Raw genomic sequence first — 21,571 nt, forward strand, 5'->3', positions numbered from 1 at the left:
TTCAATGCACGTGTTGTTCCGGCTTGTGGCCTTGGCTGACAGAAGCAGGTGCTCCCACCGCGCGGACGGTAACGGGAATTGTTATGGTACCTGCTTTCTGCATGGTCAAGGTCATTGTGAAGCCCTGTCCTTCATGCAAGGGGGCCTTCAGGCCCATCAGCATAATATGCAGCCCCCCGGGCATCAGGGTGACGGTGGCGCCGGCTGGAAGCGTGAGGGTATCAACAGCCTTCATTTTCATGATGTTGTTCTCATGCACGTGGGTATGTATCTCGACGCTTGTTGCGATGGGGTCTGCATCCGCTCTCAGCAGGGTGTCATCTTCAGCTCCCTGGTTATGCAGGGCCATGAAGACGGCCCCGTTGCGTGCCTGACCCGGCGTGGCCCGTGACCAAGCCCCTTCTACAAGGATCGATTCGGCCCGTGCCGGGGCCATCCATGCAAGGCAGGAGAGCAGAAGGGTAAGTGCGGGCAGCAAGGAACGTGATCTGGATATGGTCATGGGGATGATGCTCCACGTAGCGGTATGAAAAATATCTGGCCGCTGTTTCTGTAAACCAGTGTGCATAAAAATGCATCGGCATGAACAGGAAGAGAAGAAAGCAAAGTGCTTGTGCCTGCTGACTCGTGCAAAATCAATAATCCTGATCTAGACTGTGCCGGAATTTTGCTTGCGTATAGGGCGTGGATACGTTCTGTGCACAGCCATGAAAGAGAATTGGGAGTGGTATTGGTCATGCGTTTTGTTCGTATCAGCCTGTTGTATTGCTTCACCCTGCTTGTGTGGGGTGTATGGGGAGGGCATGGCGTTCTTGCGGCAGACTTTGCGCTACCGCTTGGATACCCTGAGCGGGTTCTCGGATCCGCAGATGCTCCGGTAACGCTTTATGAATATTCGTCCCTGACCTGCCCGCATTGCGCTGATTTTCACCGACAGACGTTACCCAAACTGAAGGTAAGCCACATTGACACCGGGAAGGTCAGGCTTGTTCTGCGTGATTATCCGCTGGATCGCCTCTCTATGGTTGGGGCCATGATGGCCCGCTGCGCCCCCGAGGGGCACTATTACAAGATTATGGAGCTTTTGTTTTCCAGCCAGCAGGCAATGGTGTCAGCAGAAAATCCTCTGGCTTTCCTGAAACAGACAGGGCGTCTGGCGGGGATGAGCGAGGCTGATCTTGATGCATGTTTTGCCAACGAGTCCCTTTTGGTTTCAATCCAGCAGGTACAGGAGCGTGCTAGGGAAACATTTGATGTGCGTTCAACTCCCTCTTTTGTGATTGACGAAGCACTGTATGCAGGTGCCTTGAGTTACGAGGCGCTGTCTGAGGCTCTTGACCGTGCTCTTGTTCACAAGGGTGTCTCGCGCTAGATGGTATGCTTGACACGTTATCAGCTAAATCATATGGTGCGCCCGGTTTTCAGCCGGGTTTGCCGGTGGCTTGGTGGTATAGGCAGAGGCGTTTCGATGGATGAGAAGCAAGCTCGGCATCAAGCCCTGTCAGATCTGGAAGCCCGGATTCAGTCTGCTTCCGGCGGTTGTGATGAGGACAGCGCCGGTGAGCAGGCGTCGGGTCCGCGTAACATGTCCGGGCTTGGCTTGGCAGCCAGGATCGGTGTCGAGCTAGTTGTCACAACCTTGGTTGGAACGGCACTTGGTTGGTTTATGGATAGCTGGTTCGGTACGCGTCCGTGGCTGATGGTTGTTTTTATGTTCCTAGGTGGCGCGGCAGGCATCAGCAATGTGTACCGTGTTGTCAGGGGGCTTGATGATGGGGTTGGTCTTGGTCGCGCCATGCGTCATGGGGATACCTCCGCAGATGGCGCCGGACATAACCAGGATAGACGCCATGAACGGTAGGCTAGGGTTGTACCCTAGATCCTTTCCGGTTTTTTTGGGTGTCGGTCAGTGATAGCGTGAAGTCCCTTTCGGCACTGTTGCTGGTTGTGGGCTGTTTGGCAGGTTCTTGAGGATAGCAGAGGAAGTGCGGTGGCCAGTCCTGTTGAGCAATTTACGGTAAAGCCGATAGTTCCCGTTGTCTCTGACGGTGGGAACTTGCCTTTTTACGCCTTCACAAATTCAGCGGCCGCGATGGTGGCCGCTATTCTTGTGGCTCTTGTGTTTTTCTGGCTCGCGACGCGCCGTCTTTCCTTGGTCCCTGGTCGCTGGCAAGGCGTTGGTGAGGTGGCCTTCGAGTTTGTCGCCAACATGATTCGGGAAAATGTTGGGCGTGAGGGAATGCGATATTTTCCCTTCATCCTGACGCTCTTCCTGTTTGTGTTTCTTGGCAACATGCTTGGGATGTTGCCGTATTCCTTTACGTTTACCAGTCATATCGCTGTGACGGCAGCGCTGGCCATTGTGATTTTCTTGGCTGTTACCGTGATTGGGTTTGCCCGTCATGGTCTGGGTTATCTGCACATGTTTTTCCCTCATGGCGCACCGTTGGCAACCGCCCCGATCTTGATCCCGATTGAGCTGATCTCTTATCTCTCCCGTCCATTCAGCCTTTCTGTCCGTCTTTTTGCCAATATGACAGTCGGACACATCATGCTGAAGGTTCTGGCAGGTTTTGTTGTTGCTCTTGGCATAGTCGGTGGCTTTGTTCCTTTCGTCGTCGTTGCGGGTATTACGGTTCTGGAGTTTTTTATCGCCGGGCTTCAGGCGTATGTCTTTACCATTCTTGCCTGCATTTACCTCAATGATGCGATAAACATGCATTGACTTCAGTGTAGTGCTGATCGCCTCGCATGTTGTATGTGGGGTTCAGGACAGGGTTTTCCTGAAAGTTTTCAACAGTTCTTTTCATCAGAGGAACAGAAAGATGGAAGTTGCAGCTGCTAAGTTTATTGGTGCCGGTCTGGCCGCAATTGGCATGATTGGAGCCGGTATTGGTGTGGGTAATATCTGGTCTAGCCTGATTGCAACCGTTGGCCGCAATCCGTCGGCCAAGGCAAGCGTTGAGCTGTATGGCTGGATTGGCTTTGCTGTGACCGAAGCGATTGCCTTGTTTGCCCTTGTTGTGGCGCTGATCGTTTTGTTTGCTGGCTGAAGCAGGCCTTTGCGTTCTTCTCCGCTTGCGTGGCCTGTTGTGGTCCACGCATTCGGGGAAGGAGGCGTGAAAATGCGGGATCCGCTTGTGAGTTACCCCGTACAGAGAAGCAGAAAAAAGGCTCAGTGCCGTGTCTGCAATCTGATATTTCCTGTTCGCGACCAGACCGTGGAGCTTGCTGCGTATGCCGCAATTTGAACCATCCACTTTTGCGTCCCAGCTGTTCTGGCTGGCGGTGACATTCACACTCCTGTACGTCTTGGTGTCGCGGTATGCGATTCCTAGGCTCGGCGAGATTATGGAACAGCGCCAAAGAACTGTGGAAGACGATCTTGATCGTGCCAAGCTGCTGAAGGCTGAGACGGAGACGTCCATTCGTGCCTATGAAAAGGCTTTGACTGATGCTAGGTCCAAGGCACAGGATCTCCTTCGTCAGGCTCAGGAAGAAGTGACGCGCCAAGCTGAAATCAGGAACCGTGAGGTGAGCGTCCGTCTCGCTGCGCAGATTCGTGATGGAGAAGATCGCATAGCCAAGGCACGTGATGCTGCTTTGGTATCCGTCCGTGATCTTGCATCTGTTGTCGCTTCAGATGCTGCAGCGAAGCTGTCTGGTGTGGCGTTTGATGCTGAGCGGGTTCGCTCTGCTGTTGCTGATGCTGTCAAGGAAGGTGACTGAATATGATATCCGCTGCTTACGCAGCTGGTGACGCAGTTCACCATGCTCCTTTCTATGCAACCCCCGAGTTCTGGGTTGCAATGGCCTTTGTTTCTGTTGTTGCTTTTGCCGCGCGCCCTGTTTTCAAGGCCGTGGTATCTGCTTTGGATGCCCGATCTGCTGCTATTCAGGCCAAGCTTGATGAGGCCCGCAGTTTGCGAGAGGATGCACAGACCCTGCTTGCTGATTATCAGCGCCGCCAGCGTGATGCCTTGAAAGAGGTTGATGCGATTCTGCGCCATGCGACTGAAGAGGTGCAGCGTCTTAAGTCTGAGGCAGAAGAAGCATTCGAGAAGGGCGTATCTCGCCGTGAACAGCAGGCTCTTGAGCGTATCAAGCTTGCAGAACATGCCGCTTTGTCTGAAGTCCGTGGCATGGCTGTGGATCTGGGTATAAAAGCAGCAGAAACGTTGATTGTGAAACATTTGGACGACGCTGCGGCTAATGCCTTGGTCGATGAGTCGATAAAAAGTGTGTTGGTTAAAATGCACTGAAACTTGGTTACTGGATCGTATGTGATCAACGGGTGGGCTGTGTTCTGACAGTCTGCCCGTTGTCTTTTTGAGAGCGGAATCCCTGTAGCTCCTAATTTTTTTGGTATTAGTTTAATGAATTGTGTTGACGATTTTTGGATTGGGGCTTAGAAGGTGCGTCCCGACGCTGAGGGACTGGAGTTTCTGGTTTTTGATTGTTGGTGTTGTTAGGCAGAGTGAAGAGACGGAAGGGATACGTGGACGACCGTGTTTAGACGGTAGTCTAGTATCTTTGATTTAAGCATACGCTTTGTGAAGTTAAGAGACTGTCGATTATGACTTGAGAGTTTGATCCTGGCTCAGAACGAACGCTGGCGGCAGGCCTAACACATGCAAGTCGAGCGCCCGGATTTATCCGGGAGCGGCGCACGGGTGAGTAACGCGTGGGAACATGCCCTGAAGTACGGAACAACCTGGGGAAACCTTGGCTAATACCGTATACGCCCTGAGGGGGAAAGATTTATCGCTTTGGGATTGGCCCGCGTTGGATTAGCTAGTTGGTGTGGTAACGGCGCACCAAGGCGACGATCCATAACTGGTCTGAGAGGATGACCAGTCACACTGGGACTGAGACACGGCCCAGACTCCTACGGGAGGCAGCAGTGGGGAATATTGGACAATGGGCGAAAGCCTGATCCAGCCATGCCGCGTGAGTGAAGAAGGCCTTCGGGTTGTAAAGCTCTTTCAGCGGGGACGATGATGACGGTACCCGCAGAAGAAGCCCCGGCTAACTTCGTGCCAGCAGCCGCGGTAATACGAAGGGGGCTAGCGTTGTTCGGAATTACTGGGCGTAAAGCGCGCGTAGGCGGCTTTGTCAGTCAGGGGTGAAATCCCGGGGCTCAACCCCGGAACTGCCTTTGATACTGCAAGGCTTGAGTCCGTGAGAGGATGGTGGAATACCCAGTGTAGAGGTGAAATTCGTAGATATTGGGTGGAACACCGGTGGCGAAGGCGACCATCTGGCACGGTACTGACGCTGAGGTGCGAAAGCGTGGGGAGCAAACAGGATTAGATACCCTGGTAGTCCACGCTGTAAACGATGAGTGCCAGCTGTCGGAATGCATGCATTTCGGTGGCGCAGCTAACGCATTAAGCACTCCGCCTGGGGAGTACGGCCGCAAGGTTAAAACTCAAAGGAATTGACGGGGGCCCGCACAAGCGGTGGAGCATGTGGTTTAATTCGAAGCAACGCGCAGAACCTTACCAGCCCTTGACATGGGGATCGCGGAACCGGAGACGGTTCCTTCAGTTCGGCTGGATCCCACACAGGTGCTGCATGGCTGTCGTCAGCTCGTGTCGTGAGATGTTGGGTTAAGTCCCGCAACGAGCGCAACCCTCGTCCTCAGTTGCCATCATTAAGTTGGGCACTCTGGGGAAACTGCCGGTGACAAGCCGGAGGAAGGTGGGGATGACGTCAAGTCCTCATGGCCCTTACGGGCTGGGCTACACATGTGCTACAATGGCGACTACAGAGGGAAGCCACTTCGCGAGAAGGCGCAAATCCCAAAAAGTCGTCCCAGTTCGGATTGCACTCTGCAACTCGAGTGCATGAAGTCGGAATCGCTAGTAATCGTGGATCAGCACGCCACGGTGAATACGTTCCCGGGCCTTGTACACACCGCCCGTCACACCATGGGAGTTGGTTTTACCCGAAGACGGTTCGCTAACCGCAAGGAGGCAGCCGGCCACGGTAGGGTCAGCGACTGGGGTGAAGTCGTAACAAGGTAGCCGTAGGGGAACCTGCGGCTGGATCACCTCCTTTCAAGGATGTATCCGGGGCAACCTGGATCACCGAGAACAAAACGCCGTGATATCACGGCATCGCACCGAAAGGTGCACCCGATACGGTCGTCCTCGTATCCCTTCCGCAGTCAGACCGTACCATACATGGTACACGCCGGTGCACAGGCTCGGGCCTGTAGCTCAGGTGGTTAGAGCGTACGCCTGATAAGCGTAAGGTCGCTGGTTCGAGTCCAGCCAGGCCCACCACCGATGCCCAGGCACACCCGCGGCCCAGGGGGCTTAGCTCAGCTGGGAGAGCGATAGCTTTGCAAGCTATAGGTCATCGGTTCGATCCCGATAGCCTCCACCACCGCGCCGCACTGACTGCAGGGAAATCCGTTCGGGGCCATGCCCCGATACCGTCTCGTTGTTATTCATTGTAAAGAAGCAAGCAATTAAAGGGTCTAGTGACCGCGTTGGATTGCAGACCGGCACGTGCCGTCCGGAAGCCCGGATGGCGATGCCATGAAGGACTGCATGTTCAACGCATAATGTATGAATGCTGTGTTCCGTGTGCAGTGGTTTTTTCCCTGCGCATGGGCTCTCAAGCGTGACAAGGGCATCTGGTGGATGCCTTGGCACTGGAAGGCGATGAAGGACGTGGCACCCTGCGAAAAGTTCCGGGGAGATGGGAGCAATCTTTGATCCGGAAATGTCCGAATGGGGAAACCCACCGCATCTGTGGTATCCACACCTGAATTCATAGGGTGTGGAAGCGAACCCGGCGAACTGAAACATCTAAGTAGCCGGAGGAAAGGAAATCAACCGAGACTCCGCAAGTAGTGGCGAGCGAACGCGGACCAGCCCAGTGGCTGCAGTGAAACAACCGGAAACGTCTGGAAAGGCGTGCCAGAGCGGGTGACAGCCCCGTACGGGTAAAAAACACTGTAGTCCTCGAGTAAGGCGGGACACGTGAAATCCTGTCTGAACATGGGGGGACCACCCTCCAAGGCTAAGTACTCTCCAGTGACCGATAGTGAACCAGTACCGTGAGGGAAAGGTGAAAAGCACCCCAACGAGGGGAGTGAAACAGTTCCTGAAACCGGATGCCTACAAGCAGTCGGAGCGGAATTCCTTCGGGAATGTCCGTGACGGCGTACCTTTTGTATAATGGGTCAGCGACTTACCGTATCGAGCAAGCTTAAGCCGGCAGGTGTAGGCGAAGCGAAAGCGAGTCTGAACAGGGCGTTCAGTTCGATGCGGTAGACCCGAAACCAGGTGATCTAGCCATGGTCAGGTTGAAGGTGGAGTAACACCCACTGGAGGACCGAACCCACGTCTGTTGAAAAAGACGGGGATGAACTGTGGCTAGGGGTGAAAGGCCAATCAAACCTGGAAATAGCTGGTTCTCCGCGAAAGCTATTTAGGTAGCGCGTCGGATCTATACCGCCGGGGGTAGAGCACTGGATCGGGACGGGGGGCGCGAGCCTTACCAACTCGAACCAAACTCCGAATACCGGCGAGTACTGTCCGGCAGACAGACGGTGGGTGCTAAGGTCCATCGTCAAAAGGGAAACAGCCCAGACCGCCAGCTAAGGTCCCCAAGTCATGGCTAAGTGGGAAAGGATGTGGGACGGCCAAAACAACCAGGAGGTTGGCTTAGAAGCAGCCATCCTTTAAAGAAAGCGTAACAGCTCACTGGTCTAATTAAGCTGTCCTGCGCCGAAGATGTACCGGGGCTAAAGCCATGCACCGAAGCTGCGGGCTTGTCTATGACAAGCGGTAGCGGAGCGTTCCGTAAGCCGGTGAAGGCAAACTGTGAGGTTTGCTGGAGGTATCGGAAGTGAGAATGCTGACATGAGTAGCGACAAACAGGGTGAGAAACCCTGTCGCCGTAAGTCCAAGGGTTCCTGCGCAAGGCTAATCCGCGCAGGGTAAGCCGGCCCCTAAGGCGAGGCCGAAAGGCGTAGTCGATGGGAACCACGCTAATATTCGTGGGCCAGGTGGATGTGACGCCCGTCGTAAATCGTTGCTCCTTATCGGATTGAAGCAGCGGTGAAGACGGGCCAGGAAATAACACCACCAACAATGACCGTACCCGAAACCGACACAGGTGGACTGGTAGAGTATACCAAGGCGCTTGAGAGAACGATGTTGAAGGAACTAGGCAAATTACTCTCGTAACTTCGGAATAAGAGAGCCTCGCCCGTGGGCAACCACAGGTGAGGGGCACAGACTAGGGGGTGGCGACTGTTTATTAAAAACACAGGGCTCTGCGAAGTCGCAAGACGACGTATAGGGTCTGACGCCTGCCCGGTGCCGGAAGGTCAAGAGGAGGGGTGCAAGCTCCGAATTGAAGCCCCGGTAAACGGCGGCCGTAACTATAACGGTCCTAAGGTAGCGAAATTCCTTGTCGGGTAAGTTCCGACCTGCACGAATGGCGTAACGACTTCCCCGCTGTCTCCAACATCGACTCAGCGAAATTGAACTCTCCGTGAAGATGCGGAGTTCCCGCGGTCAGACGGAAAGACCCCGTGCACCTTTACTACAGCTTCACAGTGGCATCAGATATTGGATGTGTAGGATAGGCGGGAGGCTATGAAACCAGGGCGCCAGCCCAGGCGGAGCCACCCTTGAAATACCGCCCTTCCCGTATTTGATGTCTAACCGCGTCCCGTAAGCCGGGACCGGGACCCTGTGTGGCGGGTAGTTTGACTGGGGCGGTCGCCTCCCAAAGAGTAACGGAGGCGCGCAATGGTTGGCTCAGAGCGGTCGGAAATCGCTCGACGAGTGCAAGAGCAAAAGCCAGCCTGACTGCGACACCGACGGGTGGAGCAGAGACGAAAGTCGGTTCTAGTGATCCGGTGGTCCCTCGTGGAAGGGCCATCGCTCAACGGATAAAAGGTACGCCGGGGATAACAGGCTGATACTTCCCAAGAGTCCACATCGACGGAAGTGTTTGGCACCTCGATGTCGGCTCATCTCATCCTGGGGCTGGAGCAGGTCCCAAGGGTATGGCTGTTCGCCATTTAAAGAGGTACGTGAGCTGGGTTTAGAACGTCGTGAGACAGTTCGGTCCCTATCTGCCGTGGGTGTAGGATACTTGAGAGGAGCTGTCCCTAGTACGAGAGGACCGGGATGGACGTACCTCTGGTGTACCAGTTGTTCCGCCAGGAGCACCGCTGGGTAGCTATGTACGGATTGGATAACCGCTGAATGCATCTAAGCGGGAAACCATCCTCAAAACAAGGTATCCCTTGAGAGCCGTGGAAGACCACCACGTCAATAGGCCGGGTGTGAAAGCGTGGCAACACGTGAAGCTAACCGGTACTAATCGCTCGATAGGCTTTAGAGCCCGTGCGCAGTGGTAAAACCACTCAAATGCACGAAACACACCGTTCATACATAAAACTAGTCCAGATTTGTGAGATGTGATGACCTGGTGGTCATGGCGCTGGAAAAACACCCGATCCCTTCCCGAACTCGGCCGTGAAAAACAGCTGCGCCAATGGTACTTTGCCTCAAGGCACGGGAGAGTAGGACGCCGCCAGGTCTTCTCATCTCTCAAATCAAAAAAATAAACGCTTGCTTCTCTACATGCAGAAAACAAACGCGGGGTGGAGCAGCCCGGTAGCTCGTCAGGCTCATAACCTGAAGGTCGCAGGTTCAAATCCTGCCCCCGCAACCAAAAATAACAGGCCCAAGTATTTTATTACTTGGGCCTGTTATGCTTTCCACTGAAAAAGATGATAACAGGGCACTCGGTCGCTACCTGATCGCGGGCTGACCACAAACTATTCTAAGGAAAATAGAATAGTGAAATTACGAGATGGAAATAATTCCATTATAATTACTTCTCTTGTAAAGAGATTTAATTTGCATGGTGTGCTCAAGGCCAATGAAAGATCTGCGCATAGGAATGCCCCCCCCTAATCATTGACAATCTTGAGTATATTTTATCATTAACCCTTATAGGTTATTTTTACTAGCAAATGCGCATGTTTGGAACGAATCTTTTGAGTGCGCTGGGATCCGGCTTACGTTGTGTTTTGTTGTGGGCCAGTCATCCGGCCTGCCTTTTTGCTGTCGTCTTCGACACATAAAGGCAGGTACGGAATAATAATCCGCGTCCCGTTATCGTCTAGGATGCGTGTTCGGATAGCAAAGACCTGCTCTATGATATCCGGCACGAGAACATCATCGGGGTAACCAGTGGCTGCAATCTTGCCGTCGGCCAGAAGGACAATGTGGTCTGCCCATGAAGCAGCCAGATTCAGGTCATGCAAGACAGCAACAACCCCGTTTCCTTGGCGAGCGAGAGCCTTGGCCTGCGCCAGAATCTGGTGCTGGTGGGCTGGATCCAGGCTCGACGTTGGTTCATCCAGAAGCAGGTATGCCGGTTCTTTGTTTTCGCCATCGGTCAGTTGTGCCAGAACTCTGGCAAAGTGCGTGCGCTGTTGCTCTCCACCTGACAGGTTCAGGTAATTACGTGCTCTCAGATGATGAACACCGGCTTTCTGGAGAGCCTGATCTACAAGGCAGGCATCGTGACGAGATGTGCTGCTCTGATGCGGGCTTAGTCCGAGCTGCACAACCTCGGTGACTGAGAACCCGAACTGAAGAGACGGGTTTTGCGGCAGAACAGCCCGACGTCGTGCCAACGACTTGAGCGGCCAGGCCTCTATAGGGGTGTTGTCCAAGAGTATCTGACCGTCGTCGGGCTTGCGTTCGCCAGCCATGACAGACAGTAAGGTCGATTTCCCCGATCCATTGGGACCGAGAATAACGGTCATGGTCTCCGGATGTACAGACAGGCTGATGTCAGACAGGATAGCGCGGTTACCGAACTGAACACGAATGTGCGATAAATCCAGGCTCATGATGCCGTGCTTCTCCGGGTGCGACAAAACAGTAACCAGACTAGGCACGGCGCACCAATCAGGCTGCATAAAAGCCCGATGGGCATTTCTGCCGGCTCAGCAAGGGTTCGTGCGGCTGTGTCGGACAGTGTCATCAGGATTGCTCCGGCCAGTGCTGATCCGGGAAGGAGGAGCCTGTGATCGGCCCCGATCACCAAGCGAACCAGATGGGGCACAACCAAGCCAACAAAGCCGATAACGCCGGAGACTGAGACGGCCGCACCTACTCCCAAGCTGACCAGAATAGTGCTCAACCGTATGAAGCGCGGAACATCCATACCCAAGTGCCCTGCTTCTCTCTCCCCCAAGACGAGGATGTTCAGCTGGTTCGATTGCCGGACGAGAACAAACACGGCTACACACATGATCAGTGATGCAGGTACAATCTGCCTCCAGTCACTGTTACTTAGGCTTCCCATGGTCCAGAACAGGAACTGGCGCATCTGAAGATCATCGCCCAGATAGACCAGCAGGCCAATACCGGTTGCACATAGTGCATTGACTGCAATACCGGCCAGCAGCATGGTGGCCGGGTTGACCCGCCCGTTGATGGCAGCCAGAAGGTGAACGACAGAAACGGCCGCCATGCCGCCGACAAATGCAGCTATTGGCAGAAGCCATGGCTCCCCTGTCAGTGTTGTTCCAAAAACAACGGTACCGGCCGCTGCCAGCGCGCAGCCACTGGAAATGCCAACAAGTCCGGGATCAGCCAGCGGATTGCGGAAAATGGCCTGCAAACTGGCCCCAGAGACAGCCAAGGTTGCGCCAACCAGCGTGCCGAGAAAGATGCGGGGCAGGCGGATGCTGCCCAGAACAGCTTCGTGCTGCCAGGGGATTCCCGCATCAGTCAACCCGGTATGCGATGCCATGTATTGCACAACATGGAAGGCGGGAATGGAAACACTGCCGGTACATGCCGCTGCCACAACCGTGATAACCAGAAGGATGGCCAGCCCGGGGACGACAAGGTGCCTGATCTCTCTTCCCATGGACGTGTTTCCTTGGTTCAGTGGGCGGGCCATGGTTCATCCCCTGCTGTGCCAAAGGATCGGGCCAGATCTATGATGGCCTGTGGTGTGCGTGGCCCCAGTCCCATCAGCAGTGTGCTGTCGATGACCACAACCCGTTTATTCCGGGCCGCAGGTGTTGGCGCAATCTGGGGCAATTGAATAATAGCATCTGTCTTTTTGTCTGGCCCCAAGGTGTGATCCCCAAGGAGTAGGATATCGGGAGCTAGCAGCATGGCACCCTCACCGGACAGCGGTTTGAAGCCTTCCGTCTGGCTGGAAACATTGCGGCCCCCTGCCTGCCGGATCAAGTAATCCACCACCGTCTTGCGCCCTGCCGCAATCGGGGGGCCGGCCCCGGCTGACAACAAGCACAGGACACCTGGTGCACTGGATTCTGCAGGGCGTTGTATAGCGTTCAGGGTTGCCATCAGATCTTTGGCCAGATCGTCGGCTTCCTGTGGTCGGTGAACCCAGTTCCCGATGTTGTGTATGTTGCTGTGTAGTGTGTCTAGGGTCATTGCGGCAGGCAGGGTCTCCACTCGCACACCGGCCTGCCGTATCTGCGACAGGACATGGGGTGGTCCGGCATCTGCCGGTACCAGAAGCAGGTCAGGCTCCAGCGACAGAATGCCTTCTGCAGCCAAGGTTCGCATATAGCCAACCTTGGGGCGCCGGGCTGCGGCTTCGGGATACTGGCTGGTGGTATCCACGGCAATAACGCGATCCCCGGCACCCAAGGCAAACACGATCTCTGTGATTGGGGCGCTGATGGAAACAATCCGCTGTGGTGCCTGACCGCTGTACACCGGAAAAGCAGGCATCATCGCCAGAGTCAGGGCCACAAGTACGGCGACCCTGACAAAACAACGCTGTGGTTTCATGCGACAGCGGCGTGGTGGTCATGACCGGGCAGGGATTTGACAATTGCCCGCCAGTCTTCGCGCTCGGGCTCCTGCCCGTGCCTTTCCCCGCACAGGATGGCGACGTTCCGTCCCTGTGTGTCATACAGTTCTAGGGTCGTGATAATGCCGTTCATGCTGGGCTTGCGAACCACCCAAGTGCCGGCAATCTCTTCGCTGCGGACGTGAAGATTGAAATCCGGATCCATGATGTTCAGCCATCCATCCTTTTCCATGACCCGCTGTATGGTGCCGGTGTGGATCTGGATGCATCCTGCACTGCCAACAAAGACCATCAGCGGAGCTTTCTGGCTGACGGCCATGTCTAGGGTGCGACGCAGGGCATCGGTGCTGGTCTCAAGGGCAAGATCCGGGCCGACCAGGCGCATGGCCTGTAGGCGGTCAACCCCGAATTCCCTCAGCATGTCGTGGAAGTGATGGACATCGCGCAGGGCAGACCAGTGTGCCCGCAACCCTTCCACGTCAATCTGGTCGTCGGGGCGTTCAACAGGGGTGCGGGCCGGAACAACATCCAGCCCGGTTGATTGGTTGTCAGAGCGATATTGCTCTGTCAGACGGGCCCATGCATCAACGTCACCATCAGCGGTCAGAAAGACCTTGTGTACGGCGGTTCCATCAAGGTCAAAGAATTGCAGGGAGTGACGTATGCCATGCTTGTTTTCTGTTTTAACGGCGAACCCGTGGTGCCAGCGTCCCAAGAACAGGCGCAGGTCAATGCCACCGTTATAAACAACGCCGCTGCCACCGCTGATGTTTATGTTGCCAAAGGTGCCGGTTTTCTCGTGAACAACGGCATCGTTGCGGGTGATGACCTTGACCGATCCTAGGGCAGGAAGCGCTTGTATCAGTTCGGCCCAGTCGGCGTCCAGGCGCACAACATCGTGCCCGCAGCCGGCCGCGACCAGCTGAGCTTCAGTTGTGCCAAGATCGGCAGCCAGATCGCGGGCATAGCGGCGAGCTGTTCCCGATGCCAGCGATGCCCAGGCGTGTTGCAGATCGGTGGTGGCGGGTGATTGAGAAGTCATGACAGGTGTCTCCTTCGGGAAAAAGGCCGGCGGGGCGGGGTGCGACCGCTGTTCCGCCGGCAGATGCACAAAGCCGGTTGAAACGGTTGCCTAGAACTGGATCACAGCACTCAGGCGGATATCACGACCGGCGGCGTAGATGGCTGATTCGTGGGGTTTGTAATACCGGTCAAACAGGTTGTCGGCTGTCAGGTTTACGCGCAGGGCATCGTTGAACTGTTCCGGTGCCCAGCTGACAAAGACATCGTGGATCGCGTAACCACCGCTTTTCTTGTCGGCTTTGGCGCGGTTCTGGGCCGCCACCATGTGGGTGCGCCAGCCGGCTTCCAGATCCGTGCCGGGAATGCGGGTGCCGATGGTGGCCACAGCCTTGGCGGCGGGGATGCTTTCCAGCGGGGTGTGGCTGCTGCGGTTGTCCCCGCGCAGTTTTGAAGCCCCCAGGCTGGCAAACACGATCCCGGCGTCATAGGCGGCTTCCAGCTCCACCCCACGGATCCGCGCGTTGGGAACGTTGCTGGTTGTGGTTGTGGTTGCCCCCACTGTTTGTTCTATGTAGTCCTTGATCCGGTTTTCAAACCCCGACACCTTCAGGCGCAGGCTGTCCCGTTCCAGCGCCAGGTTCTGGAACCGGAAGCTGGCACCAAGTTCGGCGTTGCGGGCTTTTTCCGGTCGCAGATTCGGGTTGGGAACGAAGGTGTTGCCAGGATAATGTTGCCCCTGATTGTACAGGCCTTTCAGGCTCGGGGCGCGGAAGGCTTCGGCATAGGACACATAGGGCATGAACCACGGGGTTACCCGCCACGACAGGGCTGCCTTGGGCGAGGTGGCGCTGCCGTCGCGCCCGGCCCGGTCGGTGGGCGACAGGTCAAAGCGGTCGTGGCGGACACCGGCGGTCAGGGTCCAGTCGGTGAACAGGGTGATTTCATCCTGCACAAATACGCCGGTCGTTTTCATGGTGGCATCGGGGTAGAAGCCCGCGGTGGGGATGCCATTCTGTCGCCCTTCCTGTTTCTCCTCCATATACTCGACGCCATAGGTCAGGCGGTTGTGGGCGGAATCCCCGAACGAAAAACGGCTGGTATTGGCCACGTCCACACCGTTGACGGTTTGCTTGCGGGTATCGTGGCGCACGCTTGCCCGGGTTTTCTCGTTGATATCGGCCTGGTTCCGGTACAGGGTGGCCTGGACGTCAAAGAGCTTGTCTGCCGGGTTCTTGTAGTTCCACGACAGGGTATAGGTATCCTGCTTGGTTTCACGGTCAACGGCAGGGTTACTTCTTGCGTTCAGTAGACCGTCTGCCTGGGCACCCGCCTTCTCGTCACCGTCATAGCGCAGGGCCGACAGGGTGATGCGGTGGAAGGTGTCGGGATTGATGCCAACCTTGAACAGGGCGGAACGATTCCGCTCTGCTGAATAGGGTAGGTGGGTGTCGTTGCCGTGGCGCAGGTCGGCTTGGGTATGAGCACTGCCGCCAACCAGGAAATCCAGAGTTTCCATCGGGCGGGCATAGGCCATCAGGCTGCCGCGCTTTTTGTCGCTGGCGCTGGCATAGCCCGCTGACACCCTGCCGCCCATCATCTGCCCCGGCTTCAGGAAGTCGGTGGCATCAACGGTGGTCATGTTCATGACCCCGCCCAAGGCCCCAGATCCGAACAGGGTTGATCCCGGCCCGCGCAGCACGTCTACCTAGCGCAGGAATTCGGGCTCGACGAAAATGCGTCCCTTGTGTTCGGCGTTGAAGTTCTGGCGTGCATTGTCCAGCCGCACCACCACGCGTTCCCCGCCCAGACCGCGAATGGTGGGGCGTACAGCGGTGCCGCGTGGCCCGCCAGAGAAGCTGGCGCCGGGAATGTCACGCAGCAGTTCAACTACGGACCCGGGTTGGCGTTTCTCGATGTCTTCACGCCGGACAACGCTGACAGCTTCCGGAGTATCGATGGCAGTTTGTTCCGTCCGTGTGGCCGAAACGGTGACCGCATCCAGCCGCGTGGTTGTTGGCGCAGGCTGTGTCTGGGCCTGGGCCACACTGGCTATCAAGGGAAGGAATATACCGGCCCCGAACAGCGGGGCCCCGAAATGTTTGTGCATGTCTTGCTCACCTCGTTTGATTGCTTTTTTGTGCGGGACCGGCAGGCCGGCAGATTTCCGGGCGGGAATTCATGAAAAAAAGAGCAGGGCAGGAGAAGGCGCAGCGTTCTTGCATGCAGGCGATAAGCTTGACTGAACGTTGTGCCGTTATGGGTTGGTGCCCGGCTGTGATTCAGGGGTGTTTCTGTATCGGGGATTTGTAAAGCGGTGCGCGTATGGCGCGGAACGGCGATCTGTTTCCCGTGCCGGGCAGATGTCAGGACACATGGCACCCTCTGCATGTAATAATCATTATCACACGCACTATGCACGGAGATTCCCAAAGGTCAAGCGTAGATCGTTTTAAGCGATCGTCTTTGGGTTGTTTTTCTTTTCCGCGCAGAATCGTCTGCGTGGAAGTGCTCGTGACTTATCGAGAGGTCACTGAGGAACAGGCGCAGTACATCGGCGTTTGCCGCACGAAGCACCGCACCCGTTTTTTCTGTCTATTTTTTCCTGGTTTCTCAGGCAGCGACCGACCGTTGGCGATTAGCCTTTATTTCGTATAAACGTTCGCGGGCTATGGTATCAGCGACGTCTGCAGTTGTCTGACCACCCAAGCGGGCTCTCTGGTAGATTCCACTCAGCGTTTCTGCAATGGCAGCCGCTTTCTTCCGCAGCCCTTCGGTCGTGAAGGTCCCGTCTATATCCGATGCAATGGCCATGACCCCGCCAGCATTGATCACATAATCCGGGGCGTAAAGAATGCTGCGCTTTTGCAGCTCCATTGCCATATCCGGTGTTGCAAGCTGGTTGTTGGCAGCCCCGGCGACAGCCTTGGCTTTGATATCCGGAATGGTGACCGGGTTCAGCGAAGCACCAAGGGCGCATGGAGCAAAAATATCGCACTCCACGGCATGGATACGGTCTGGGTCAATGGCAACGGCACCATATTCCCGAACGATATAATCAATACGGGTAGGATCAATGTCTGATACGATCAGCTTGGCCCCGGCTGTTGCAAGATGGCTGCATACATAGTGTCCGACATGTCCAAGGCCTTGTACGGCGATGGTGCGGCCCTGAAGGTCCGGGGTTCCGAACAGTTCAGTCGCGGTTGCCCGAATGCCATGGAAAACGCCCCATGCCGTGAAGGGAGACGGATCGCCCAGCCCGTTCTTGCGCCCGGTTCCGGCAACGTGCCGTGTTTCAGTGGCAATGATGTCCATGTCTGCTGGTGAGGTACCGACATCTTCAGCAGCGATATAGCGCCCCCCCAAGGCTTCAACCTTGCGACCAAAGGCCCGGAGCAGGGCTTCGGATTTGTGCCGTGTCGGGTCCCCGATAATGACGGACTTCCCGCCACCCAGAGGTAGCCCGGCCATGATGTTCTTGTAGGTCATTCCGCGCGAGAGTCGCAGAACGTCGATGATGGCTTCTTGGTGTGAGGCATAGGGCCACATACGGGTCCCGCCGCACGCGGGGCCGGGAATTGTTGAATGGACGGCAATCACAGCCTTCAGCCCAGAGTCGGTGTCTGTAGCCAGCACAACGAGCTCGTGGTCATCGAAATCACGCAGTTCCACGATATTCATGGTGTTTTGTCTCCCTTGCTCTCCGGACATTCCTTGGTGTTCCGGCAGAGTTCTTATTATTCGTCATAATGTGAACGTAAGATTATATTTATGCAATTCTCTTTCTCGCAAATGTTCTGGAAACAGCATGATCCGGTACGTGTGGGTGTGTCAGTTATTTTTCCGGCTTGCGTATCTGGACATGGTTATGCAGGCATGTGTTGCCTGATGGCGGGGGGGAAGGTATCGTGTTGCATGTTGTATCGTGGCCGGGGTTGCCGGCTGTCCGGCGATGGTCAGGGGAGTGTGCGGATGTCGGAAACCAAGTTCCGTCTTGTGACCCGCAGTGACTTTGATGGTCTGGTCTGTGCCATGATCCTCAAAGAACTTGATATGATTGATGATATCAAGTTCGTCCATCCCAAGGACATGCAGGATGGCAAGGTCGAGGTGTCAAAACGTGACATCACAACCAACCTGCCGTACGTACCGGGTGTGCACCTAGCTTTTGACCATCATCTGTCAGAAACCATAAGGATCGGTGGCAAGCCCGAGAATCATATTATTGATCCGGATGCGCCTTCGGCGGCGCGCGTAGTCTATAAGTACTATGGTGCTGAAAAGGTCATTAAGAAAGTAACGGCAGATATGATGCTGGCCGTTGACAAAGGTGACTCCGCCAATTTCACTCGCGAAGAGGTTCTGAAGCCGGAAGGCTGGAACCTGATGAACTTCCTTATGGATGCCCGGACAGGGCTTGGGCGGTTCAAGGAATTCCGGGTTTCCAATTACCAGCTGATGATGAATCTGATCGATTATTGTTTGGATCATACCATTCAGGATGTTCTGGCCCTGCCTGATGTCCGTGAAAGAATCGACCTTTACTTCGAACAGCAGGAAAAGTTCACGGTCCAGATGCGCCGTTGCACAACGGTCAAGGGCAAGGTGGCCATTATTGATCTCAGGGAAGAGGACCCGATCTATGTCGGCAACCGTTTCCTTGTGTATGCGCTGTATCCGGATGCGAATGTCTCTATACATATCATGCGCGGCTTTCAAAACGAAAAGACGGTTTTTGCGGTTGGCAAGTCGATCTTCGACAAATCCTCGAAAGCCAATATCGGCGAGTTGATGCTGAAGTACGGTGGCGGTGGCCATGCCAATGCTGGAACGTGTCAGGTTTGGCATCAGGATGCCTCCCAGGTGATAGAGGTTCTGGTGGCGCGTCTGAACATGGCGTCCTGACACGCCCGGGGCAGGCTTACTGTATTCCTTGCCCTTGGTATTTGTCTGTTTTTGGTCTAACGCTTTGCGGCCTTGTGCTGACATATAACGTGGACCCGGAACCGCCATGAATGATGATCCCCTGTCTCTTTACCGTGCCCGCCTTGCCCAAGGGTGTCTGCGTGCCGATCCTGTGCAGGAGCTGGCAGCGGAAAAGTTGAATTCCCTGCATCACGCACTGAAAGGATATCAGCCCTCTTTGGGCCGCAGCGGGTGGCGTGCCCGCTTTGGTTTTGCGCGGATGTCTCCGGACATGGATCCGCCCCAGGGTTTGTATCTGTATGGCCCGGTTGGACGCGGAAAGTCGATGCTGATGGATGTCTTTGTCCATACAGCCCCGGTCAAGGCTTGCCGGAGAGTCCACTTTCATGAATTCCTGCGTGATTTCCACAAGGCGGTGCACGCTTGGCGCAAAAGCCCAGACCGTGACGGGACCGATCCTGTGCCACCCCTTGCACGACGCATGGCACAGGAAAGCTGGTTGTTGTGTCTGGATGAGCTAGAGGTTCGCGATATTGCCGATGCCATGATTATTGGTCGTATTTTCGAGGAATTGTTTCGTGCTGGTGCTGTGATTGTTGTGACCTCGAACCGTGCTCCGGATGAACTTTACAAGGATGGTCTGCAGCGCGAGAAATTTTTGCCCTTCATCAGCATGATCAAAACGCGGCTTGATTTGCTGGAATTGACGTCGCCAACGGATTATCGGCTGGGTCGGATGAAGGGAGCGCAGATCTACCATACTCCGCTGGGATCGCACGCGGATCGGGCGCTGGACGATGCATTCGCCCGCTTGGCCGGAGGATTGGCCGCGGTGCCGGTACAGCTTGATATCAACGGGCGTGCCCTTCCTGTGCCCCTTGCTGCCGGGGATGTGGCCCGTTTTTCATTCCGTGACTTGTGTGAACGTCCTTTGGCGGCGGCGGATTATCTGCATCTTGCTTCTGCGTATGATGCTGTTGTTCTGGACAGTGTTCCCGTTCTGGGGCCGCATAACCGTGATCATGCTCGCCGCTTTGTCATGCTGATTGATGCTCTTTATGACCATAAAACCTTGCTTGTCCTGTCGGCAGAGGCGGATCCGGAGCATTTGTATCCCGACGGGGATGGAGCTTTTGAATTCCAGAGAACGGTGTCAAGGCTGATGGAAATGCAATCAGAGAGCTATATTGGTGCACGTCACGTGGCATGACCACGTTTCCCCTTGTTGTGTCTGACGTCGTGGGGAGATTCGCGTGTTTGCGTCCCTGGCACGGGGTCTTGTTTTCCATCATGCATCCAGAGCGAAAAACAGCCGTCAAAACCTTTGGCATGGCGTATGGTACGGGATACGGTGCTGTTTGGACGGCTGCATGCGATGCAGCATGGTCAAGAGGGGTCGATCGCGACAATGGTCCCCACAGGCACAAGACAGGTGTTGCCGGGGCCGGCCTTGGACGGTTCGGGCTTTTGCCTTGAGAGAAGCGTTCTGCAGCGTAGCCTGCAGATGCCCTTGGCTGTGTGTTCGGGGAAAGAAACTGTTTGTCTGCAGGTGCTGTTCCTCCGGTGTGTTTTTATGCCTGCGGTGTTGGCATGCCGACTTGTTTTTAGGTGGGTATGTCGTTGTGTGATACCGGAAAGTGTGTGTCCTGGCGGCTTGCTTTCCGTGCAAAATCAGGCTATCGAAGGCCGCCTGTCGGGGTTGTCGACTCCCGCGCGGTACCCGTCCGGGAAACGCGACGAGCGGACTTGGCCTTTGGCATTCGCGCAGTTCGTAATCATACGAGGGGATTTTCCATGGCACGCAAGAAGATTGCTCTGGTCGGTGCTGGCAACATCGGCGGCACGCTGGCGCATCTGATCGGTCTGAAAGAACTGGGCGATGTCGTCCTGTTCGACATCACAGACGGTATCCCGCAAGGGAAGGGGCTTGATATCGCCGAATCCACGCCGGTGGAGGGTGTCGATGCCGCCTATTCCGGAGCCACGGACTATTCTGCCATTGCTGGTGCCGATGTCGTGATTGTTACGGCCGGTGTTCCCCGCAAGCCCGGTATGTCGCGCGATGACCTGATCGAAACCAATGCCAAGGTCATGGTTTCTGTTGGGAAGGGGATCCGCCAGTATTGCCCCAAGGCTTTTGTGATCTGCATTACCAATCCGCTTGATGCCATGGTGTGGGTGCTGCGCGAGGCGGCTGGCCTGCCCCATCACAAGGTCGTTGGTATGGCTGGTGTTCTTGATTCCGCCCGCTTCCGGTATTTCCTAGCCGAGGAATTCAAGGTCTCGGTCAAGGATATTACCGCGTTTGTGCTGGGTGGTCATGGTGACACCATGGTGCCGCTGGTTCGTTATTCCACGGTTGCCGGTATTCCGTTGCCGGATCTGGTAAAAATGAAGTGGATCTCCCAGAAAAAGCTGGACCAGATTGTCCAGCGGACCCGTGATGGCGGGGCCGAGATTGTTGGCCTGCTGAAGACGGGGTCGGCATTTTATGCGCCGGCTGCTTCTGCAGTTCAGATGGCGGAGTCCTATCTTAAGGATCAGCGCCGTCTGTTGCCTTGCGCAGCCTGGGTTGACGGGCAGTATGGGCTGGACGGCATTTATGTTGGTGTGCCTGTTATTATCGGCGACAAGGGTGTTGAGAAGATCGTGGAGATCAAGCTCAACAAGGACGAAAAGGAAATGTTCGATCATTCCGTTGATTCCGTCCGTGGCCTGATTGCCAAGTCCCGGGAATTGATGCCCAAGGGGTAGGTCACAACAGTCC

Annotated in this window: 17 protein-coding genes, 3 tRNA genes and 3 rRNA genes; 15 read left to right on the plus strand and 8 right to left on the minus strand. The window is 55.6% G+C overall.

The window, feature by feature from the left end; translation table 11 throughout:
* Position 1 precedes the first annotated feature (1 nt).
* Positions 2–502: a copper chaperone PCu(A)C gene (locus AY555_RS04645; RefSeq protein ID WP_066134065.1), complete on the minus strand. Its 501-nt coding sequence runs from the start codon at positions 500–502 to the stop codon at positions 2–4.
* 234 nt (positions 503–736) lie between these two features.
* Between AY555_RS04645 and AY555_RS04650 the strand changes: the two genes are divergently transcribed.
* The 12 genes from AY555_RS04650 (at position 737) to AY555_RS04705 (ending at position 9,711) form a co-directional block, all read left to right on the plus strand.
* The gene (locus AY555_RS04650; protein WP_082812062.1) at positions 737–1,372 is read left to right on the plus strand and encodes a DsbA family protein; all 636 of its coding nucleotides are present in this window, start codon (positions 737–739) and stop codon (positions 1,370–1,372) included.
* A 96-nt stretch (positions 1,373–1,468) separates the two neighbouring features.
* On the plus strand, positions 1,469–1,861 hold the full coding sequence (locus AY555_RS04655) for an AtpZ/AtpI family protein (RefSeq protein WP_082812063.1): 393 nt from the start codon (positions 1,469–1,471) through the stop codon (positions 1,859–1,861).
* Positions 1,862–1,990: 129 nt separating this feature from the next.
* Positions 1,991–2,725 carry a F0F1 ATP synthase subunit A gene (locus AY555_RS04660; protein ID WP_066134070.1) on the plus strand — a complete coding sequence of 245 codons (735 nt, stop codon included), beginning with the start codon at positions 1,991–1,993 and terminating at the stop codon, positions 2,723–2,725.
* Between the two features lie 100 nt (positions 2,726–2,825).
* Positions 2,826–3,053 carry a F0F1 ATP synthase subunit C gene (locus tag AY555_RS04665; RefSeq protein ID WP_066136568.1) on the plus strand — a complete coding sequence of 76 codons (228 nt, stop codon included), beginning with the start codon at positions 2,826–2,828 and terminating at the stop codon, positions 3,051–3,053.
* 184 nt (positions 3,054–3,237) lie between these two features.
* Positions 3,238–3,729: a F0F1 ATP synthase subunit B family protein gene (locus AY555_RS04670; protein WP_066134072.1), complete on the plus strand. Its 492-nt coding sequence runs from the start codon at positions 3,238–3,240 to the stop codon at positions 3,727–3,729.
* A gap of 2 nt (positions 3,730–3,731) precedes the next feature.
* Positions 3,732–4,262 (plus strand): F0F1 ATP synthase subunit B family protein, encoded by a 531-nt coding sequence (locus tag AY555_RS04675; protein ID WP_066134075.1) that lies wholly within the window; start codon positions 3,732–3,734, stop codon positions 4,260–4,262.
* A gap of 315 nt (positions 4,263–4,577) precedes the next feature.
* Positions 4,578–6,063 (plus strand): 16S ribosomal RNA (locus AY555_RS04680).
* 150 nt (positions 6,064–6,213) lie between these two features.
* Positions 6,214–6,290: transfer RNA gene (locus AY555_RS04685), tRNA-Ile, on the plus strand.
* Positions 6,291–6,317: 27 nt separating this feature from the next.
* A tRNA-Ala gene (locus AY555_RS04690) sits at positions 6,318–6,393 on the plus strand.
* Between the two features lie 232 nt (positions 6,394–6,625).
* A 23S ribosomal RNA gene (locus tag AY555_RS04695) occupies positions 6,626–9,378 on the plus strand.
* A gap of 83 nt (positions 9,379–9,461) precedes the next feature.
* Positions 9,462–9,576 (plus strand): 5S ribosomal RNA (gene rrf / locus AY555_RS04700).
* The 16S, 23S and 5S rRNA genes sit together here with 3 tRNA genes alongside, the layout of an rRNA operon.
* 58 nt (positions 9,577–9,634) lie before the next feature.
* Positions 9,635–9,711, plus strand: a tRNA-Met gene (locus AY555_RS04705).
* Between the two features lie 349 nt (positions 9,712–10,060).
* Here the strand turns inward: AY555_RS04705 and AY555_RS04710 are convergent.
* From AY555_RS04710 to AY555_RS04740, 7 genes are all read right to left on the minus strand, one after another.
* Positions 10,061–10,903: a heme ABC transporter ATP-binding protein gene (locus AY555_RS04710; RefSeq protein ID WP_082811862.1), complete on the minus strand. Its 843-nt coding sequence runs from the start codon at positions 10,901–10,903 to the stop codon at positions 10,061–10,063.
* Positions 10,900–11,964: a FecCD family ABC transporter permease gene (locus tag AY555_RS04715; RefSeq protein ID WP_066134077.1), complete on the minus strand. Its 1,065-nt coding sequence runs from the start codon at positions 11,962–11,964 to the stop codon at positions 10,900–10,902. The genes AY555_RS04710 and AY555_RS04715 overlap by 4 nt, the downstream gene beginning before the upstream one ends.
* Positions 11,949–12,794 carry a heme/hemin ABC transporter substrate-binding protein gene (locus AY555_RS04720; protein WP_167798442.1) on the minus strand — a complete coding sequence of 282 codons (846 nt, stop codon included), beginning with the start codon at positions 12,792–12,794 and terminating at the stop codon, positions 11,949–11,951. Before AY555_RS04720 ends, AY555_RS04715 begins: the two co-directional genes overlap by 16 nt.
* Before the next feature lie 35 nt (positions 12,795–12,829).
* Positions 12,830–13,897 carry a hemin-degrading factor gene (locus AY555_RS04725; protein ID WP_066134083.1) on the minus strand — a complete coding sequence of 356 codons (1,068 nt, stop codon included), beginning with the start codon at positions 13,895–13,897 and terminating at the stop codon, positions 12,830–12,832.
* Positions 13,898–13,987: 90 nt separating this feature from the next.
* Positions 13,988–15,577, minus strand: coding sequence for a TonB-dependent receptor domain-containing protein (locus AY555_RS04730; RefSeq protein WP_066134086.1), 1,590 nt, complete (start codon positions 15,575–15,577; stop codon positions 13,988–13,990).
* A 6-nt stretch (positions 15,578–15,583) separates the two neighbouring features.
* Positions 15,584–15,985, minus strand: a complete 402-nt coding sequence (locus AY555_RS04735; RefSeq protein WP_066134091.1) for a TonB-dependent receptor plug domain-containing protein — start codon at positions 15,983–15,985, stop codon at positions 15,584–15,586.
* Positions 15,986–16,488: 503 nt separating this feature from the next.
* Positions 16,489–17,559 carry a Glu/Leu/Phe/Val dehydrogenase dimerization domain-containing protein gene (locus AY555_RS04740; RefSeq protein ID WP_066134094.1) on the minus strand — a complete coding sequence of 357 codons (1,071 nt, stop codon included), beginning with the start codon at positions 17,557–17,559 and terminating at the stop codon, positions 16,489–16,491.
* Between the two features lie 291 nt (positions 17,560–17,850).
* On the opposite strand from AY555_RS04740, the gene AY555_RS04745 reads away from it, so the two are divergent.
* The 3 genes from AY555_RS04745 (at position 17,851) to mdh (ending at position 21,558) form a co-directional block, all read left to right on the plus strand.
* Positions 17,851–18,783, plus strand: coding sequence for a DHH family phosphoesterase (locus AY555_RS04745; protein WP_066134098.1), 933 nt, complete (start codon positions 17,851–17,853; stop codon positions 18,781–18,783).
* A gap of 106 nt (positions 18,784–18,889) precedes the next feature.
* Positions 18,890–20,014 (plus strand): cell division protein ZapE, encoded by a 1,125-nt coding sequence (gene zapE / locus AY555_RS04750; RefSeq protein ID WP_066134101.1) that lies wholly within the window; start codon positions 18,890–18,892, stop codon positions 20,012–20,014.
* Between the two features lie 584 nt (positions 20,015–20,598).
* Positions 20,599–21,558, plus strand: coding sequence for a malate dehydrogenase (gene mdh / locus AY555_RS04760; protein ID WP_066134106.1), 960 nt, complete (start codon positions 20,599–20,601; stop codon positions 21,556–21,558).
* Positions 21,559–21,571: the final 13 nt, after the last annotated feature.

This window comes from Haematospirillum jordaniae, from assembly GCF_001611975.1.
GTDB classification, from domain to species: domain Bacteria; phylum Pseudomonadota; class Alphaproteobacteria; order Rhodospirillales; family Rhodospirillaceae; genus Haematospirillum; species Haematospirillum jordaniae.

Coding starts and splice junctions, on each gene's coding strand:
- AY555_RS04715 (WP_066134077.1), bottom strand. CDS start 11,964: ATGGCCCGCCCACTGAACCAAGGAAACACGTCCATGGGAAGAGAGATC.
- AY555_RS04740 (WP_066134094.1), bottom strand. CDS start 17,559: ATGAATATCGTGGAACTGCGTGATTTCGATGACCACGAGCTCGTTGTG.
- AY555_RS04735 (WP_066134091.1), bottom strand. CDS start 15,985: ATGCACAAACATTTCGGGGCCCCGCTGTTCGGGGCCGGTATATTCCTT.
- AY555_RS04650 (WP_082812062.1), top strand. CDS start 737: ATGCGTTTTGTTCGTATCAGCCTGTTGTATTGCTTCACCCTGCTTGTG.
- AY555_RS04675 (WP_066134075.1), top strand. CDS start 3,732: ATGATATCCGCTGCTTACGCAGCTGGTGACGCAGTTCACCATGCTCCT.
- mdh (WP_066134106.1), top strand. CDS start 20,599: ATGGCACGCAAGAAGATTGCTCTGGTCGGTGCTGGCAACATCGGCGGC.
- zapE (WP_066134101.1), top strand. CDS start 18,890: ATGAATGATGATCCCCTGTCTCTTTACCGTGCCCGCCTTGCCCAAGGG.
- AY555_RS04645 (WP_066134065.1), bottom strand. CDS start 502: ATGACCATATCCAGATCACGTTCCTTGCTGCCCGCACTTACCCTTCTG.
- AY555_RS04710 (WP_082811862.1), bottom strand. CDS start 10,903: ATGAGCCTGGATTTATCGCACATTCGTGTTCAGTTCGGTAACCGCGCT.
- AY555_RS04725 (WP_066134083.1), bottom strand. CDS start 13,897: ATGACTTCTCAATCACCCGCCACCACCGATCTGCAACACGCCTGGGCA.
- AY555_RS04655 (WP_082812063.1), top strand. CDS start 1,469: ATGGATGAGAAGCAAGCTCGGCATCAAGCCCTGTCAGATCTGGAAGCC.
- AY555_RS04665 (WP_066136568.1), top strand. CDS start 2,826: ATGGAAGTTGCAGCTGCTAAGTTTATTGGTGCCGGTCTGGCCGCAATT.
- AY555_RS04745 (WP_066134098.1), top strand. CDS start 17,851: ATGTCGGAAACCAAGTTCCGTCTTGTGACCCGCAGTGACTTTGATGGT.
- AY555_RS04670 (WP_066134072.1), top strand. CDS start 3,238: ATGCCGCAATTTGAACCATCCACTTTTGCGTCCCAGCTGTTCTGGCTG.